15 protein-coding genes are annotated in these 16,720 nt (G+C 72.1%); 10 read left to right on the top strand and 5 right to left on the bottom strand.

Annotated features, from left to right (window positions below):
• The first annotated feature begins 223 nt into the window (after positions 1-223).
• On the top strand, positions 224-826 hold the full coding sequence (locus BM064_RS19745; RefSeq protein ID WP_092862607.1) for a 2-hydroxychromene-2-carboxylate isomerase: 603 nt from the start codon (positions 224-226) through the stop codon (positions 824-826).
• Between the two features lie 69 nt (positions 827-895).
• Positions 896-1,648, top strand: coding sequence for an SDR family oxidoreductase (locus BM064_RS19750; protein WP_092862610.1), 753 nt, complete (start codon positions 896-898; stop codon positions 1,646-1,648).
• Between the two features lie 163 nt (positions 1,649-1,811).
• Here BM064_RS19750 and BM064_RS19755 read toward each other — a convergent pair whose 3' ends face one another.
• Genes BM064_RS19755 through BM064_RS19765 form a run of 3 tightly spaced genes read right to left on the bottom strand, consistent with a single transcriptional unit; the run spans position 1,812 to position 5,223 of the window.
• On the bottom strand, positions 1,812-2,540 hold the full coding sequence (locus tag BM064_RS19755; protein WP_092862613.1) for an AroM family protein: 729 nt from the start codon (positions 2,538-2,540) through the stop codon (positions 1,812-1,814).
• Positions 2,537-4,105 (bottom strand): hydantoinase/oxoprolinase N-terminal domain-containing protein, encoded by a 1,569-nt coding sequence (locus tag BM064_RS19760; RefSeq protein ID WP_245779223.1) that lies wholly within the window; start codon positions 4,103-4,105, stop codon positions 2,537-2,539. Before BM064_RS19760 ends, BM064_RS19755 begins: the two co-directional genes overlap by 4 nt.
• A complete protein-coding gene (locus BM064_RS19765; protein WP_092862616.1) occupies positions 4,102-5,223 on the bottom strand; it encodes an S-methyl thiohydantoin desulfurase family protein in 1,122 nt (373 codons plus the stop codon). The genes BM064_RS19760 and BM064_RS19765 overlap by 4 nt, the downstream gene beginning before the upstream one ends.
• 509 nt (positions 5,224-5,732) lie before the next feature.
• Between BM064_RS19765 and BM064_RS19770 the strand changes: the two genes are divergently transcribed.
• The 6 genes from BM064_RS19770 (at position 5,733) to BM064_RS19795 (ending at position 12,326) form a co-directional block, all read left to right on the top strand.
• Positions 5,733-7,331, top strand: a complete 1,599-nt coding sequence (locus tag BM064_RS19770; protein ID WP_092862619.1) for an ABC transporter substrate-binding protein — start codon at positions 5,733-5,735, stop codon at positions 7,329-7,331.
• Positions 7,332-7,462: 131 nt separating this feature from the next.
• A complete protein-coding gene (locus tag BM064_RS19775; RefSeq protein ID WP_092862623.1) occupies positions 7,463-8,473 on the top strand; it encodes an ABC transporter permease in 1,011 nt (336 codons plus the stop codon).
• A 10-nt stretch (positions 8,474-8,483) separates the two neighbouring features.
• Positions 8,484-9,380, top strand: coding sequence for an ABC transporter permease (locus BM064_RS19780; protein WP_092862626.1), 897 nt, complete (start codon positions 8,484-8,486; stop codon positions 9,378-9,380).
• Positions 9,381-9,385: 5 nt separating this feature from the next.
• Entirely contained in the window at positions 9,386-10,405 is a 1,020-nt protein-coding gene (locus BM064_RS19785) for an ABC transporter ATP-binding protein (protein WP_092862629.1), read from the top strand.
• Positions 10,405-11,379, top strand: a complete 975-nt coding sequence (locus BM064_RS19790) for an ABC transporter ATP-binding protein (protein ID WP_092862631.1) — start codon at positions 10,405-10,407, stop codon at positions 11,377-11,379. Before BM064_RS19785 ends, BM064_RS19790 begins: the two co-directional genes overlap by 1 nt.
• Entirely contained in the window at positions 11,376-12,326 is a 951-nt protein-coding gene (locus BM064_RS19795) for a LysR family transcriptional regulator (protein WP_092862634.1), read from the top strand. Before BM064_RS19790 ends, BM064_RS19795 begins: the two co-directional genes overlap by 4 nt.
• A gap of 233 nt (positions 12,327-12,559) precedes the next feature.
• On the opposite strand, the gene BM064_RS19800 is transcribed toward BM064_RS19795, so the two are convergent.
• On the bottom strand, positions 12,560-13,957 hold the full coding sequence (locus tag BM064_RS19800; protein WP_092862637.1) for an aspartate aminotransferase family protein: 1,398 nt from the start codon (positions 13,955-13,957) through the stop codon (positions 12,560-12,562).
• Between the two features lie 104 nt (positions 13,958-14,061).
• On the bottom strand, positions 14,062-14,796 hold the full coding sequence (locus BM064_RS19805) for a GntR family transcriptional regulator (protein WP_092862640.1): 735 nt from the start codon (positions 14,794-14,796) through the stop codon (positions 14,062-14,064).
• A 50-nt stretch (positions 14,797-14,846) separates the two neighbouring features.
• On the opposite strand from BM064_RS19805, the gene speB reads away from it, so the two are divergent.
• A complete protein-coding gene (speB, locus tag BM064_RS19810; RefSeq protein WP_092862643.1) occupies positions 14,847-15,821 on the top strand; it encodes an agmatinase in 975 nt (324 codons plus the stop codon).
• A 122-nt stretch (positions 15,822-15,943) separates the two neighbouring features.
• Positions 15,944-16,399 carry a universal stress protein gene (locus BM064_RS19815; RefSeq protein WP_092862646.1) on the top strand — a complete coding sequence of 152 codons (456 nt, stop codon included), beginning with the start codon at positions 15,944-15,946 and terminating at the stop codon, positions 16,397-16,399.
• Positions 16,400-16,720: the final 321 nt, after the last annotated feature.

The raw sequence follows: 16,720 nt of genomic DNA on the forward strand, positions 1-16,720 counted from the left end.
CCGGTCTCGCCGTTCTCGGCGACCTGTGCGGACCGCGGGCGTCCGCCCGGATCCGTCTTTGTCCGCAGTTTCCGTCGAGGCGGGGGGCGATTGCAAGGCCCGCTTACGATGCCGTTGCCAGCGCGGCCGCGCGGCGGCAGGCTGGCGGGACCGAGGGAGCCCGGGCGCGAAGACCCCGGGCCGGGGAGGATGAGATGACCGACCGATCCGCGGAGGCCGCGCGATGAGCCGCCCCGTCGTGCGCTGCTACACCGACTACAAGAGCCCCTACGCCTTCGTGGCGCTCGCCCCCACGCTGGCGCTGGCGGATCGCTGGGACGTGGAGCTGGAGTGGCGCCCCTACACCCTGCGCATCGCCGAATTCATGGGCACGGTCGAGGCCCGCACCCCCCATTTCTGGCGCAAGGTCCGCTACGCCTACATGGACGCGCGCCGTTATGCGAATAAGCAGGGCCTGACGCTGAAGGGGCCGCGGAAGATCTACGACGGCTACTGGTCGAACGCGGGGATGCTGTTCGCCCAGGCGAACGGGATCTTCGAGGGCTACCACCGCGCGGTCTTCGAGAAGTTCTGGCGCCATGAGCTCGACGTCGACGCGCCCGAGGACATCTGCGCCGAGATCGCGGCCCAGGGCGGCGACGTCGCCGCCTTCCGCGCCTATGCCGAGGGCCCGGGCCGCGAGGAACAGGCCGCCATCGTGGCCGAGGCCGAGGCGCTCGGCGTCTTCGGCGTCCCCAGCTTCCTCTTCGAGGGCGAACTGTTCTGGGGCAACGACCGGCTGGGCATGCTGGAAGAACGGCTGAAGACGCGGGCCGCGGCGCGATGAGCGCGGCCCCCTTGACCCGGGCGCCTGCTGGGCTTGGTTAGTCGCACCCGCCCCGATCAGGAGCCCCAGATGACCCGAACCGCCGTGATCACCGGCGCCGGCCGCGGCATCGGCCGCGCCTGCGCCGCCCGCCTGCTGGCCGAGGGCTGGCGGGTGGCCGCGCTGGAGAAGGACCCCGCGATGGTCGCGGCGCTGGCCGCCCGCCACCCCGGCGACGCCCTGCTGGCGCTCGAGACCGACGTCGCCGACGAGGCCGCCGTCGCCGCCGCCTTCGCCCGCATCGCCCGGTGGTCGCCGCAGGGCCTCGACCTGCTGGTCAACAACGCCGCCATCGCCTCCGCCCCTCGGATACCGGTCGAGGAGCTGAGCCTCGCCGAATGGCGCCGCCAGCTCGACGCCGGCCTGACCAGCGTGTTCCTGTGCACCCGCGCGGCGATCCCGGCCCTGCGGGCGCGGGGCGGCTCGGTGGTCTCGATGGCCTCGACCCGCGCCTTCCAGTCGGAGGCGCACACCGAGCCCTATGCGGCGGCCAAGGGCGGGATCGTGGCGCTGACCCACGCGCTCGCCGTCAGCCTCGGCCCCGCGATCCGGGTCAACGCCGTGGCGCCCGGCTGGATCGAGACGGGGCACCTGCAGGGGCCGCAGGACGGCGCCTTCCCCGAGCACGCCGAGGCCGACCGGAGGCAGCACCCCGCCGGCCGCGTGGGCCGGCCCGAGGACATAGCCGAGGCGGTGCTCTACCTCGCCGACGCGGGCTTCGTCACCGGCCAGGTGCTGACGGTCGACGGCGGGATGACGCGCAGGATGATCTACGAGGACTGAGGGCGCAGGGCGACGCCTCCTTCCCCGCGCCGCGCTTGCGGCGGGCGGCGAGAGGCCCCGGGTCAGGCCCGGGGCGCCTGTGGCGGGGGGGCGCGCCGGAGGGCGGTCAAGCGATCCCGTCGATGGCCGGCGAAGGGGCGCCCCGCGGGGCGCTCCTTCGCGCTCAGACGCCGGAGAGCTCGGCGGCGAAGCGGCCGGCGACGGAGGCCGCCAGCAGCGCCGGCGCCCCGTGGATCGCGGCGGCGCGGGTCCGGGCCGCGTGGGTGTAGCTGATGCAGTCCATCGCCACGAGGTCGGGGGCCTCGGCCGCCATGGCGCGGGCCGCGGCCTCGACGGCGGCGGCGTCCGCGTCGGGGGAGAGGGGGATCGCCGCCGCCTCCACCCCGCTCGCCGCCCAGCGGGCGACGGCGTTGGCGGCCTGCGCCGGCGAGGGGATGAAGACCCCCAGCCGGCCGCCCTGCGGCAGGCAGGCGGCCACCGCGCCGGCCAGCAGGTCGGAGGCGAAATGCACCCCCGGCGCCGCCAGTCCCTCGAACTTGCCGGTGCAGCAGACGATGGCGGCGGCGGCCCCCATCGCCGACAGGTCCGCCAGCCGCGCCTTCATCCCCTCCGTCACCGCCGCCTTGGAGACCAGCGTGGTCGAGCCGTCGGGCAGCGTCGTGAACAGCGTGTCGGCGTCGGAGGTCGGCGGATGCGCGCGCACCTCCTCGTCGCTCAGGTGATCGAGGGCGCCGAGCATGCGCAGCTCCGCCCCCCGCGTCACCCGGGCGATCTCGGCCAGCAGGGTCGGGCGGGGGGCCTTGCCCACCACCAGCAGCCCGATCAGGGGTGGGGCGGAGGCCTGCGCCCCCGCCCCGCCGCCGGCCCGGGGCCCGAGGTCGACCGCGCTCACTCGGCGGCCTCGGGCGCAAGGGCGGCGGCTTCGCCGACCACGCGCACGCGGGTGCGGATGGCCTTGCCGGGAAGGTAGCTCAGCGGCAGGTCCTCGACGTCGATCACCTTGATGGTGGCGGGGTCGGCGCCGGCGCGGGCCGCGCTCTCGACCGCCTCGGCGCGGGCCATGGCGATGGCCTCGTCGCGCTCCACGTCGCGATAGATGCGGTCGGTCTCGCCCGAGATCTGGGCGATGGCCGCGCCCACCGCGTTGGCGACGTTGGAATGTTCGACGTGCACGACCTCGGAGATGCCGGGGATGCGGTCGGGGATCAGCATCGCGCCGCCGCCGACGGCCAGAAGCGGAACCTCGGTCGCGTCGGTCTTCATGCGGTCGACGCTCTCGGCCACGGTCTCGTGGATCTTTGCAAGGGCCGCCTTCACGAAGGCCGGGTCCAGGTGCGCGACCTTCGAGCGGTCGCCCAAGTCGATCAGGCCCGAGGCGACCGCGATGTCGGTCGAGGTGACGGTGGAGCCGCCGAAGACCAGCGCCTCCTGCCCCAGCCGGTAGCCGACCGAGCGGGGGCCGACGGTGATCGGGTCGCTCCCGATGATGGTACCGCCGCCCACGGCGATGGAGAGCAGGTCGGGCATGCGGAACAGCGTCCGGACCCCACCCACTTCCACTACGTTGTTGGCCTCTCTCGGAAAACCGTTCACCAGGCAGCCGATGTCGGCGGTGGTGCCGCCCACGTCGCAGACCATGGCGTTCTCGATCCCCGCCAGCAGGGCCGCGCCGCGCATCGAGTTGGTGGGGCCCGAGGCGAAGGAGAACACCGGGTATTCCCGCGCCGCCTCGGCCAGCGCCACGGTGCCGTCGTTCTGGGTGATGTAGAGCCGCGCGTTCAGCCCAGAGGCCGCGACCGCGTCGACGAAGGCCTGCGTGGTCTCGCGCGCCAGATCGATCAGGGATGCGTTCATCAGCGCCACGTTCTCCCGCTCCAGCAGGCCGATGCGGCCGAGCGCGGAGGACAGGGTGACGTGGCAATCGGGATGCTCGTTGCGCACGATCTCGGCCGCGCGCTCCTCGCAGGCCGCGGTCAGCGGGGAGAAGGTGGCGGAGATGGCCACCGCGTTGACGCCGGCGGCGCGGATGGCGCGGGCGGCGGCGGCGACCTCGGCCTCGTCCATCGGGACCAGCTCGCGCCCGTCGTATTCGTGGCCGCCGTGCACGAGATGCACGCCGCCGACCACCTGCGCGGCGAGATCGGCCGGCCAGTCGCAGAACGGCTTCAGCGAGGCCGAGGCGGGCAGCGACACGCGGATCGCGGCGGCGCGGCCGAGGTTGCGCCGCTCCACGACCGCGTTGGTGTAGTGGGTGGTGCCGATCATCACGGCGGTCACGCCCTCGGCCGCCGGCCCGGCCTTGGCGACCAGCTCCTTGAGCGCGGTGCGCACGCCGGAGGTGACGTCGGCGGTGGTGAAGGTCTTCACCGCCGCCAGCACCTTCGACCCGTCGAGGAGGGCCGCGTCGGTGTTGGTGCCGCCGACGTCGATGCCGATGCGCTTCATGGGGGTGCTCACGCCGACGCTCCTTCGAAGACGGACTTGAACGGGATGTCGAAGCCGAAGGCCTTCGGGCCCACGGCGGAGAGGCCGGCCTCCGACAGGAACACCTCCGGCGCCGGCAGGGCCAGCACCGAGACGCGCTGGCCGAAGCGGATCACGTCGGTGCCGATCCCCTCGCCCGAGACGGTGTCGAGCAGGCAGATCAGGTCCGGGGTCATCACCACCGGCACGTCGCCCTTGAAGGCCACCGAGAACTCGTTCTGAAAGTGGACGACCATGTCGGAGCCGGCGTCGGGGCCGAGCCCCTCCAGCTTGGCCTTGCCCCGCAGGAAGCCTTCGGTCGCGCGACGCTCGACGTCGGTGATCTTGCCGGTGAAGATCAGCTTGCCGTGGCCGGCCTCCAGCACCGCCTCGATCGGGTCGGCATGGGCGCGCCGCGCCTGGGCGACCTTGCGGCCAAGGTCGATGGCTTTCGACACCGAGTAGAGGATGCCGTGCTGCTTCACCTCGGCGCCGGTGCGGGGCGCCTTGCAGGTGGCGGCGACCGAGCCGATCTCGGTGCAGGCTTTGCGAGAAATCCGCTCCATCCAGCGCCAGGAGGCGGCGCGCGGGAAGATGATCTCGTTGTCGCGAATGTCGGCCATGGTCAGCGGGTAGCAGCGCAGGCCCGCGACGGCGACCGAGGTCATCTGCGCCTCGGGATAGGCGCGGCCCATGGTGTCGGCGTCGACCACCGGGTAGCCGGTCATCGCGGCGACCATCATCGGATGCACGCCGTTGCCGCCGCCGATCTCCAGCGCCATCACCGCGTCGAACTTGCGGCCCAGGTGCTCCTCCATCATCCGCAGGGGCTTCACGGCGAAGTCGGGGTCGGCCAGACGCTCCTGCCCCACCAGGGGGGCGCCCATGTTGGACAGCACCGCCACCAGCGCGTCGTCGGGCAGCGCCATCGGGTCGATCAGCTCGACCGAGCGGCCCTCGGCGTAGAGCTGCCGCATGTTGAGGAGCTTGTGGTAGGGATCGCCGCCGCCGCCGGTGCCCAGGATCCAGGCGCCGATGGCCAGCGCCTCCATGTCGTCGGCCGTCAGCGCCCTGTGGGTCTGGCTGGGGCTGCGTCGCGCAAGCGTGCTCATCGGGCGGGGTCCTCCGGGATCGACGACATGAGGTCGGCGCGGCTGCCGGCCGCGACGGGGTGTCGGGCGACGTCGGGCCCGCCGGAAAGGGGGCGGTCGGGCTGCGTCGCCTCTCGAAGAGACCCGCCCCCCCTTGTCCGCGCAAATAACGAAGACGGATGCCCGTCATCCGTCCAGCCTATGGCGCCGGCCCGGCCGGATGACCCCGCGGGGCCGCGCGGCGTGAATCCGGGCCTTTCCGGCGCTGGGGCGCCCAGCCTCCATGCAGTTCGCCCGCAAAGGCGGCGCCGGTCCGGACCTTTCATAGGCCCCGCGAATACCGCGCATCAGGAATGGCTAGTTTTCCTGCTGTCACGCATCTGACTTGAATGCTCCCGCCGAAGCTCTCCGGCGTTCGACCTGTCCGCAGGGGCGGGAGGGACGCCAGCTCAAGGCGCCGGGACGCGGGTCGGAGCCATCCCTCCGACCCGCGGACCCTGCGCCCCCCGACAGGAAGGATGCGAAACGTGATGTGGAAGGCCCTGAAAGGCGGGCGCGCCGCCGCGGCGGCGCTGGCGCTCGCCGCCGCCGTCGCCGCCGTGTCGCCCGCGAACGCGGTCGAGAAGGTCGACGGCAAGTTCTGGATGGTGATCGGGGGCCGGCAGGCCGTCTCCCACGTCGATCCCGGCCAGTCCTACGACTACGCGATCCGGATGATGACCCAGGCCCTCTACGACGGCCTGGTGAAATACGAGGGCGATCCCCCGCAGGTGAAGCCCTGGCTCGCCGAAAGCTGGGAGACCTCGGAGGACGGGCTGACCTGGACCTTCCACCTCGCGCAGAACGCGACCTTCCACAACGGCGACCCGGTGACCGCCGAGGCGGTCGTCTATTCCTACCAGCGCGTGCTGAACATGAACGAGGGCGTCGCCTGGATGCTCTCGGACGTGCTGAAGCCCGAGAACATCAAGGCCGTGGACGCCCACACCGTCGAATTCACGCTCGATCGTCCCTACGCGCCGTTCCTGTCGTTCCTGCCCTGGTGGTTCGTGGTGAACCCCGCCCAGGTCGAGGCGAACGTCGTCGACGGCGACTTCGGCAAGGCCTGGCTGGCGACCAACGAGGCGGGCTCGGGCCCCTACACGCTCGAGAAATTCGACCAGGGCACGGCCTACTGGCTGAAGCGCAACCCCGACTACTGGAAGGGGTTCCCCTATGAGGACGACGCGATGGGCGGGATCATCTACCGCCTGATCCGCGAGAGCTCCTCGCAGCGCGCCTCCCTGCTGAAGGGCGAGGCGGACCTGGTGACCGACCTGACGCCGGAGGAGCTCGACGCCGTCGGCGCCCGCAACGAGATCGAGATCACCTCGACCCCCGCGCTGACCTCCTTCGGGTTCAAGATGAACACCCAAGGGCAGCACATGTCGGACGTCAACCTGCGCAAGGCGGTGGCCTACGCGTTCGACTACGACAGCCTGATCAAGATCTACAACGGCCAGGCCAAGCTCCAGGACAGCCCCTTCACCGACGCCATCCGCGGCCATGTCGACGTCGAGGGCATTCCGCGCCAGGACCTCGAGAAGGCGAAAGAATATCTCGCCAAGTCCGCCTGGCCCGAGGGCGGGATCACGCTGGAATTCGTCTACGTCCAGGGTCTGGAGCAGCAGCGCCAGATGGGCCTCGCGCTCCTCGACAGCCTCAAGGCGCTGAACATCGAGCTGGAGATGGTCCCCCTGACCTGGCCCAACATGGTCGCCCGCGCCGCCGATCCCGCGCAGTCGCCCGACCTGATGTGCATCTTCGCGACCCCGGTCTCGACCGACCCCGACGCGGTGGCGATCCAGTATCACCCGTCCTCGCACGGGAAATACTACGGCTCGCACTTCCTCGACGACGCGGAGCTGAACGCGATGATCATGGAGGCCCGCAGCCTGTCGGAGTGGTCCGAGCGCGAGCCGATCTACGCGCAGATCCAGGCCCGGATCGTCGAGCTGCAGCCCGAGGTCTTCGGGATGATGCGCAACCGCTCCTTCGCCCATCGCGACTGGGTGAAGGGCTATGCCGACAGCCCGATCCGCATGACCGGCGAGGTGGACCTCTACCCGCTGCACATCCAGGCGCCCTGATCCCCCCTCGGGCGCCTGACCGGCGAAGCGGCGTCCCCCCTGACGCGTGCCGCTTCGCCCCGGCGGCGGGGCTCCCTCCCTGGCCCCGCCGCCCCATCCCTTCCCCCCGTCCGTTCCGGAGCGCCGCCTCGATGAGCCGACTGATCCTCAAGCGCCTGGCGCTGACGGCGCTGATGCTGCTGGGACTGGCCGTGGTGACCTTCACCGTCGCCAACATCGCCCCCGGCGATCCCGCGCGCCTCGCCGCCGGCCCCGACGCGACGCAGGAGATGGTCGAGCGGATCCGGGTCGAGCGGGGCCTCGACCAGCCCCTGCCCCTGCGCTTCGCCTACTACGTCTCCGACCTGCTGACCGGGGACCTGGGGACCTCCGTCTACACCGGCCGCCCGGTGGCCGAGGACATGGCGACCTTCCTGCCCGCCACGCTCGAGCTGGTGCTGTTCGCCATCACGCTCGCGATCGTCTTCGGCATTCCGCTGGGGGTGGCGGCCGCGGTGCGGCAGAACAAGGCCTCCGACCACCTGATCCGGCTGATCGCGGTCTCGGGCGTGGCGCTGCCGATGTTCTGGCTGGGCCTGATGCTGCAATGGTATCTGGCGCTGGAGCTGGACCTGTTTCCGCTGAGGGGGCGCCTGGGCGTCTTCTCCGACGTGCCGCCGACGATCACCGGCATGTATACCGTCGACGCGCTGCTCGCCGGCCGGCTCGACACCTTCGCCGAGGCGCTGAGGCACATGCTGCTGCCGGCGCTGGCGCTGTCGCTGCCCGCGCTGGCGGCGATCATCCGCGTGAACCGGGCCGAGATGCTTGAGGTGCTGGGCCGCGACTACGTGGTCAACGCCCGCGCCCAGGGGATCGGGCCCGGGCGGATCATCGGCGCCTATGCGCTGAAGAACGCGATCCTGCCGACGCTGGCGATGATCGGCCTGCGCTTCGGCTGGATGCTGGGCGGCACCGTGCTGGTCGAGGGGGTCTTCGACTTCCCCGGCATCGGCCTCTACGCCGCCAAGGCGGCCGTCTCCTCCGACTTCGAGCCGATCATGGCCGTGACCCTGGCTCTCGGCGCCGCCTTCATGCTGACCAACCTGGTCATCGACCTGCTCTACGCCGCGCTCGATCCGCGCGTGCGGGCCCAGATCTGAGGTCGCCGAGATGTCCGACGCCGCGCTCTCCGCCGCCCCCGCCGCCCGCCGCCCGATGCGCTTCCGCGAGACGCGCCGCATGGCCGCGACCTACTCCCGCTCGATCTCGGCGATGCTGGGCCTCGCGCTGGTGGTGCTGTTCCTCGCCACCGCCGCCTTCGGCCCGATGGTCGCCCCCTTCCCCGAGGACGCCGTGGGCGCGGTGAACTTCGAGGCCAAGCTCCTCCCCCCCTCGGCCGAGCACCCGTTCGGCACCGACCAGGTCGGCAACGACATCTTCTCGCGGGTCCTGTTCGGCGCGCGCACGACCCTGCAGATCGGCCTGACGGTCACCGGCATCGCCATCCTGATCGGCGTGCCGCTGGGCCTGATCGCCGGCATGACCGGCGGCTGGGTCGCCGAGACGATCATGCGCGTCACCGACATCTTCCTCTCGATCCCCGGCCTGATCCTCGCCATCGCCATCGTCGGCGCGCTGGGCCCGGGGATCCTGAACGCGATGGTGGCGCTGAGCCTCGTGTGGTGGCCCGGCTACGTGCGCCTCGTGCAGGCCAAGACCCTGTCCCTGCGCAACGAGGTCTACGTCGACGCCGCCCGCGCGCTGGGCGCGGGGCCGTTCCGCATCCTCTTCGTGCATGTCCTGCCGAACTGCCTGTCGCCCATCGTGGTGAAGGCCTCGATGGACATGGGAATGGCGATCCTCGGGGCCGCCTCGCTGGGCTTTCTCGGCCTCGGCGCGCAGCCGCCGTTCCCCGAGTGGGGGGCGATGATCGCGCAGGGACGCTCGTACCTGCCCGACTGGTGGTGGTGCGCCTTCTTCCCCGGCCTCGCGATCTACCTGACCGTGCTGGGCTTCAACCTGATGGGCGACGGCTTGCGCGACGTGCTCGACCCGCGGCAGAGGTGAGGACCATGACCGACCCGCTTCTCTCCATCCGCGGCCTCGAGCTCGCGTTCGACACGTTCGACGGCCCCTACCACGCCATCGGCGGCGTGACCCTCGACCTGCGCCCCGGCGAGGCGCTGGGGCTGGTCGGCGAGACCGGCTGCGGCAAGTCGGTCCTGACCCGCGCCGCCTTCGGCCTGCTGCCCTCGCCGCCCGCGCGGATCGTCGCCGGTTCGGTCAAGCTCGCGGGGCGCGAGCTGGTCGGCCTGCCCGAGCGCGACCTGCGCTCGATCCGCGGGGCCGAGGTCGCGATGATCTTCCAGGACCCGATGACCTACCTGAACCCGGTCTTTCGGGTCGGGACCCAGCTGGTGGACGCCATCCGCGCCCAGTCCAAGGGCAGGATCCGCAAGGCCGAGGCGAAGGACATCGCGCTGGCCATGCTCGAAAAAGTGCACCTGCCCAACCCCGAGCGGCAGTTCCGCGCCTACCCCCACGAGCTCTCCGGCGGCATGCGCCAGCGCGTGCTGATCGCCATGGCGCTGGCCGCCAAGCCCCGCCTGCTGATCGCCGACGAGCCGACCACCGCGCTCGACGTCACCATCCAGGCCCAGATCCTGCGGCTGATGGGCGAGCTGGTCGAGGACATGGGCCTGACGATGATCATGATCTCCCACGACCTCGGCGTCGTGGCGCAGGTCTGCTCGCGCGTGGCCGTCATGTACGCCGGCCAGATCGTCGAGGACGCGCCGGTGGAGCGCATCTTCGACGCTCCCTCGCACCCCTACACCCGCGGCCTCCTCAAGGCCCTGCCCCACCCGTTCAAGCCGGCCGACAGCCTCGCCTCGATCCCCGGCTCGCTGCCCGACCTGCTCCACCCGCCGACCGGCTGCCGCTTCGCCCCGCGCTGCCCCCACGCGGGCCCGGCCTGCGTGAGCGGCCCCGTGCCCTTCGCCGACCTCGCCCCCGGCCACCGCGCCGCCTGCCGCCTGCACCTGGAGGGTGGCGTTCTTGGCGGCACCGGCGCCCTAGCGGAGACCGCCTGATGCTCGAGCTCGACGACCTGCGCATCCACTTCCCCCTCGCCTCGGGCGAGGTGGTGAAGGCCGTGGACGGCGTCACCCTGAAGCTCGCGGCCGGCGAGACGGTGGGGCTGGTGGGCGAGAGCGGCTCCGGCAAGTCCACCATCGGCAAGGCGGCGCTGGGGCTGATCCCGGCCACCTCCGGCGCGATCCGGGCGGGGGGCGAGGACGTGGTGGGCGCCTCGGCGGCCACGCTCCGCCGGCTGCGCTCTCGCGCGCAGATCATCTTCCAGGACCCGCACGCCTCGCTGAACCCGCGGATGACGATCTCCCGCTCGGTGGCGGAGGGGCTGATCCTGAACACGCCCCTGCGCGGCCGCGCCCTGCGCGAGCGGGTGGCCGAGCTGCTGGCCCGCGTCGGCCTGCCGGAACAATTCCTCAACCGCTTCCCGCACGAGCTCTCCGGCGGCCAGAAGCAGCGCGCCTGCATAGCCCGCGCGCTGGCGCTGGACCCCGAGGTGCTGGTGCTGGACGAGCCGACCTCGGCGCTGGACGTCTCGGTGCAGGCGCAGATCCTGACCTTCCTCAAGGAGCTTCAGGCGGCGCGGCCGTCGATGACCTCCCTCTTCATCTCCCACAACCTCGCAGTGGTGCGTTTCCTTTGCCAGCGCGTCGCGGTGATGTATCTGGGCCGGATCGTCGAGGAGGGGCCCGTGGCCGAGGTCTTCGAAAACCCCCGTCATCCCTACACCCGCGCCCTGCTGGCCGCGGCGCCGGCGCCCGAGGCCAACCCGCGCGCCAAGGGCCCGCGCGTGGACTACGTGGAGCTGACCGGCGACATCCCCTCGCCCGTCAACACGCCCCCCGGCTGCGCCTTCCACACCCGCTGCCCCGTGGCCCGCAAGGGGATCTGCGACGTCGACCGCCCGGCGGACCTGGACGTCGGCCCCCGCCACCGCGCCGCCTGCCACTTCGCGCGGGACCTGGAGGCCGCATGAGCTTCCCGCTCGACCGTCTCGCGGTTCAGCTCGACTGGAACCTGCTGCGCACCTTCATGGTGATCGTGCAGGAGCGGTCGATCACCGGGGCGGCCCAGCGTCTGAACATCTCGCAGCCCTCGGTCTCCTCCGCCCTTCGCCGGCTGGAGGAGCGCCTCGAGCTGCGCCTGGTCGAGCGCGGCGCCGGCCAGACCTTCGTCGTCACCCGCGCCGGCGAAGCGGTCTACCGCGAGGCGCTGGAGATCTACGGCGGCGTCGTCCGCCTCAACGACGTCGGCGAGGAGGGCGGCCGGGCCCTGTCGGGCGCGGTGGTGGTGTTCCGCTCCTCCCACCTCGACATGGATTTCGCCATGCCGGTGCTGGAGTCGTTCCGCGCCCTGCACCCCGGCGTGACCCTCTCGATCCGCTCGACGCCCTGCCATGACGTGGCCCAGGGCCTGCTGCAGCGCATCGCCTCGGTCGGCTTCTGCACCCGCGTCGACCCGGTGCAGCGCCTGCGCGCCCAGCCGCTGGAGCCGCAGCGCTTCGGCATCTTCTGCGGTCCCGCGCACCCGTTGTATCGTCGCCACGAGGTCGACCCCGAGGTCCTCTCCGCCTCCGACGTCGTGGGGTTCGAGGAGGACGCCATGGCCGGCGCCCTCTCCGCCCTCACCCGCTACCGGGTGCGCCACGGCATCGGCGGGCGGATGATCGCGGCGGCGTCCGGCATCGTGGACCTGGTGGAGCTGATCGAGCACGGCGCCGCGCTCGGCTGCCTCTCCGAAGGCCACGCCGCCCGCTACGGCGCCCGCCTCTGGCGCATCCCGGTGGCGGCCCCGGCGCCGACGGTGGAGGTCTTCTCGCTGGTCGACCTCGAGCGCCACATGACCCCGGTCGAGACCGCCCTGATCGCGCACCTCGAAGAGGCGGGGCTGGCGGCCCAGCCCCGCCCGCGCTCGCAGGTCTGAGAGACCCGCTTCTCCGACGACGTATCGCGAGGGGTTAGATGCGGGCGGCCCTTCAAATACTTTCAAATATTTCAGTAAAGTAAGATCGAAATCAGGTGGGATGGCGCCCGCCCGCCCATTTCGGGCGGGCGCGCACGGTCCGGCGAGGCCGGCGCCATCTCAGCGCCCGCCCGGAACGCAAACGGCCCCGGCGAGGCGCCGGGGCCGGTCCCGATCTCAAGGCCGCGAAGCTCTCAGAGGCGCCCCTCGCGGGTCAGCTTGTCGGCGAGGTCGTCGAGCGTGGCGCGAGCCCGGGCGGCCATCTCGTCGAGCTCCTCCTCGGTCATCACGTAGGGGGGCGAGGCGATCATCGTGTCGCCCACCGCGCGCATCACCAGCCCGTGCTTGCCCACCGACAGGTCCCGCGCCATGCCGCCGACGCCGAGATCGCCGTCGAAGCGCTCGCCGGTCTCCTTGTTCTTCACCAGCTCTATGGCGCCCAGGAACCCCCTGGTGCGGGTCTCGCCCACCAGCGGGTGATCGGCGAGGCCGGCCCAGAGCTTCGCCATCCGGGGCGCCAGCACGTCGCGCACCCGCTCGACCAGCTTCTCCTCCTGCAGGATGCGCAGGGAGGCGAGGCCGGCGGCGCAGGCGGCGGGGTGACCGGAGTAGGTGTAGCCGTGGTAGAACTCGCCGGCCTTCTCCATCACCGGGCCCGCGACCTTGTCGGAGATAAAGACGCCGCCCATCGGCTGGTAGCCCGAGGTCATGCCCTTGGCGATCGGCATCAGGTCGGGGGTCACGCCATAGGTCTCGGCGCCCCACCAGCTGCCGGTGCGGCCGAAGCCGCAGATGACCTCGTCGGTGATCAGCAGGATCTCGCGCTCGTTGCAGATGCGCTGGATCTCGGGCCAGTAGCTCTCGGGCGGGATGATCACGCCGCCGGCGCCCTGGATCGGCTCGGCGATGAAGGCGCAGACGTTTTCCTCGCCCAGCTCGTCGATCTTGGCCTCCAGCTGCTTCGCGCGCAGCTTGCCGAACTCTTCCGGCGAAAGCCCCTCCGGCCGGCCCTCGCCATACCAGTAGGGCTGGTCGATATGCGCGAACCCGTTGAAGGGCAGGCCCGACTGGCCGTGCATCGCCGCCATGCCGCCCATCGACGTCGCGGTCGCGGTGGAGCCGTGGTAGCCGTTCTTCCGCCCGATGAAGATCTTCTTGGAAGGCTTGCCGAGGCAATCCCAGTAGACCCGCGCCAGCCGGAACACCGTGTCGTTCGATTCCGAGCCGGAGTTGGTGAAGAACACCCGGTTCATCTGCGGGGGCGCCACGTTCGCCAGCGCCTCGGCGAACTCGGCCGCCGCGGGGTGGGTGCACTGGAAGAAGGTGTTGTAGTAGGGCAGGTCGCGCAGCTGGCGGGCGACGGCCTCGACGATCTCCTCGCGCCCGTAGCCCACGTTCACGCACCACAGGCCGGACATGCCGTCGATGAAGCGGTTCCCGTCGGTGTCGGTCAGCCACACCCCCTGCGCCGAGGAGATCACCCGCGATCCCTTCCGGTTCAGGTCCGCCATGTCGGAGAACGGGTGCCAGTGGTGCGCGGCGTCCATCGCCTGGTAGTCGGCGGTGGAGCGGATGTTGGTCTGCTGGTTCATCGGTCCGGTTCCTGGTGGCGAGCCTCGCCCCCGCGCCCTTGCACGCCTCCCGCCCCCCGCCCCGGCGCGCAAGGGCGCGGGGGCGAGTCGGCGCGGGTCGCGCCTCAGGCCGAGTCGAGGCCCTCGTTAGACAGCATGGTCAGGCCCTGGCGCACGTCGGCGCGGATGGCGAGGCGCAGGCCCGCCTCGTCCCCCGCCGCCAGCGCCGCGATGGCCTTGGCGTGATAGTCGGCGACCCGCCCCATCCCGATCCGCGCATAAAGCGCGCGCATCGAGGGGCCGGTCTGCAGCCACACCGTCTCGGCCAGCGCGAGCATCGCAGGCGCATGCGCGCGCAGGTAGAGGGTGCGGTGGAACTCCAGGTTGCCGCGCACATAGGCGGCGGCGTCGCCGGAGGCGAGATGCTTGTCGATCTCGTCGTTCATGCGCTTGAGGCGCTCGATCAGGCTGAAATGGGCGCGGGGAAGCGCCCGCGCGGCCAGTTCGGGCTCCAGCAGCGCCCGGATCGAGGCCAGTTCCTCGATCCGCTGCGGCGTCAGAACGGGCGCGGAGACGCGGCCCGAGGCGGAGATCGCCAGCGCCCCCTCCGCCGCCAGCCGGCGCACGGCTTCGCGGGCCGGGGTCATGGACACCCCCAGCTCCCCCGCCACGCCCCGCAGGGTCAGGTGGTCGCCCGGCGCCATCTCTCCGTGCAGGATCCGGCGGCGGAGGTGCTTGTAGACCCGCTCATGGGCCGTCGCCCCGCCCTCATCCGTGATCACACGGCGGACGGAGGCGGCGTCGGGAGGGTCCTGCGGAGCCTCCGCCCGCTGGGATCGGGTTGCGTCGGCGAGGGTCATGCGGGTAATGTGATCACAAATCGACACCCTGTCAATCGAGGCCCCTCCCGATGACCGACTCCCACGATCCTCACCGCCGCGACTACGCGTTCCTGGCGCAGGATTCGAAGGCCGTGACCCATGACGAGCCGATGTGGTCCGGCGCGCTCAGCTTCTGCCGCCGCCGCTACGGGCGGGACCTGGCGGGCGCCGACGTGGCGGTGGTGGGCGTGCCCTACGACCAGTCGGTGACCAACCGCCCCGGCACGCGCTTCGGCCCCCGCGCGGTGCGGGCGGCCTCGGCCCAGCTCGGGTGGAGCCGCGCCTGGCCCTCGCCCTTCGACCCGTTCGAGGCGCTGGACGTGATCGACTGGGGCGACGTGCTGATCCCCCACGGCCACCCCACCCAGGTGCCGGCGGCGATCGAGGCGGCCATGGCCCATATCCTCGACGCCGGCGTCACGCCGCTGGCGATCGGGGGCGACCACTTCACCACCTACCCGGCGATGAAGGCGCTGGCGGCGAAGCTCGGCCAGCCGCTGGCGATGGTGCAGTTCGACGCCCACACCGACACCTGGGAGGCGCCGGGCGACTGGATCGACCACGGCACCATGTTCGCCCGCGGCGTCTCGGAAGGCGTCATCGACCCCGCGAAGTCCATCCAGGTCGGCATCCGCACCACCAACGACGATCCCATGGGCATCGAGGTCTGGGACGCGATCAGGTGCCATGAGCAGGGCGTCGCCGCGACCGTCGACGCGATCCGCAAACGGGTGGGGGAGGCGCCGGTCTACGTGACCTTCGACATCGACTGCCTCGACCCCGCCTTCGCGCCGGGGACCGGCACGCCGGTGTGCGGGGGGCTCGCTTCGTGGCAGGCGCTGGCGATGCTGCGCGGGCTCGCGGGGCTCGACGTGCGAGGGATGGACGTGGTCGAGGTCTCGCCCGCCTACGACGTGGGAGAGATCACCGCGCTCGCCGGCGCCACCATCGCCCTGCAGCTCCTGTGCCTGCACGCCCTGCGCCCGGGCGGCCCGGCGACCTGAGCGACGGCGGGCGGGGGGCCCTCGCGCCCCCCGCCTGCAACCGGCGCTTGAACCCCGGCGGCATCGGCGCGAGGATGCGCCCTCCCGCCGCGGCGCGCCGCGGCCCTGCGGAGCCTGTCGCCTTGCGGAAATTCCTGGTGGTCGTCGACGAGACGCCCGAGTGCATGAACGCCATCCGCTTCGCCGCCCGCCGCGCCAAGAAGACCGGCGGCGGGCTGCAGATGCTGTTCGTGATCCGCCCCGAGGAGTTCCAGCACTGGCTGGGCGTCGGCGACCTGATGCGCCACGAGGCGCGCGAGGCCGCCGAGAAGCGCTTCCACGAGGTCGCGGGCCCCGTGCAGGAGAACGTCGGCATCGTGCCTGAGTTCGTGATCCGCGAGGGCGAGGCCGTCGAGCAGGTGCTCGCCCAGATCAAGGAGGACCCCGAGGTCGGCGTCCTGGTCCTCGGCGCCGGCGTCGACAACGGCCCCGGCCCGCTGGTGAGCTACCTGGTGGGCAAGATGGCGGGCTCGATGCCGGTCCCGGTGACGGTGGTCCCGGGCGCCCTGTCGCGCGAGCAGGTCATCGCCCTCTGCTGACCCCGGGCGCGGCCGCCCTGCCCCGCAGCCGCCCCGCGCCGTCCCCCGCATGGATCGCGCGCCCCCCCGGCCCCACGGGCGCCCCGGGCTTGACCCGGGGCCTCTCGCCGCTCGCCCCGAACGCCCCCCGGCAAGGCGGTCCCTGCCCGCCGCCCCATGCCCTGCGACGCCTGCCCCGCGCCCCGCCTGACCGTTCCAGGAGCGTCGCCCGCCCCAGGCCCAAGCCCGCCCGCAGGGCGCCTCCGGGCCCGGGACTCCGACGCGAGGCGCACGCGCGACCTCGGCGGAAGGCCGAAGTCCCCGGCCCGGAGGCGCCCTGCG

The sequence above is a fragment of the Albimonas pacifica genome, from assembly GCF_900113695.1.
GTDB lineage: Bacteria > Pseudomonadota > Alphaproteobacteria > Rhodobacterales > Rhodobacteraceae > Albimonas > Albimonas pacifica.

Bases quoted from the DNA above. Each gene is read 5' to 3' on its own strand.
- BM064_RS19785 (WP_092862629.1), top strand. From the start codon at position 9,386: ATGACCGACCCGCTTCTCTCCATCCGCGGCCTCGAGCTCGCGTTCGAC.
- BM064_RS19790 (WP_092862631.1), top strand. From the start codon at position 10,405: ATGCTCGAGCTCGACGACCTGCGCATCCACTTCCCCCTCGCCTCGGGC.
- BM064_RS19780 (WP_092862626.1), top strand. From the start codon at position 8,484: ATGTCCGACGCCGCGCTCTCCGCCGCCCCCGCCGCCCGCCGCCCGATG.
- BM064_RS19775 (WP_092862623.1), top strand. From the start codon at position 7,463: ATGAGCCGACTGATCCTCAAGCGCCTGGCGCTGACGGCGCTGATGCTG.
- BM064_RS19750 (WP_092862610.1), top strand. From the start codon at position 896: ATGACCCGAACCGCCGTGATCACCGGCGCCGGCCGCGGCATCGGCCGC.
- BM064_RS19770 (WP_092862619.1), top strand. From the start codon at position 5,733: ATGTGGAAGGCCCTGAAAGGCGGGCGCGCCGCCGCGGCGGCGCTGGCG.
- BM064_RS19805 (WP_092862640.1), bottom strand. From the start codon at position 14,796: ATGACCCTCGCCGACGCAACCCGATCCCAGCGGGCGGAGGCTCCGCAG.
- BM064_RS19800 (WP_092862637.1), bottom strand. From the start codon at position 13,957: ATGAACCAGCAGACCAACATCCGCTCCACCGCCGACTACCAGGCGATG.
- BM064_RS19745 (WP_092862607.1), top strand. From the start codon at position 224: ATGAGCCGCCCCGTCGTGCGCTGCTACACCGACTACAAGAGCCCCTAC.
- BM064_RS19795 (WP_092862634.1), top strand. From the start codon at position 11,376: ATGAGCTTCCCGCTCGACCGTCTCGCGGTTCAGCTCGACTGGAACCTG.
- BM064_RS19765 (WP_092862616.1), bottom strand. From the start codon at position 5,223: ATGAGCACGCTTGCGCGACGCAGCCCCAGCCAGACCCACAGGGCGCTG.
- speB (WP_092862643.1), top strand. From the start codon at position 14,847: ATGACCGACTCCCACGATCCTCACCGCCGCGACTACGCGTTCCTGGCG.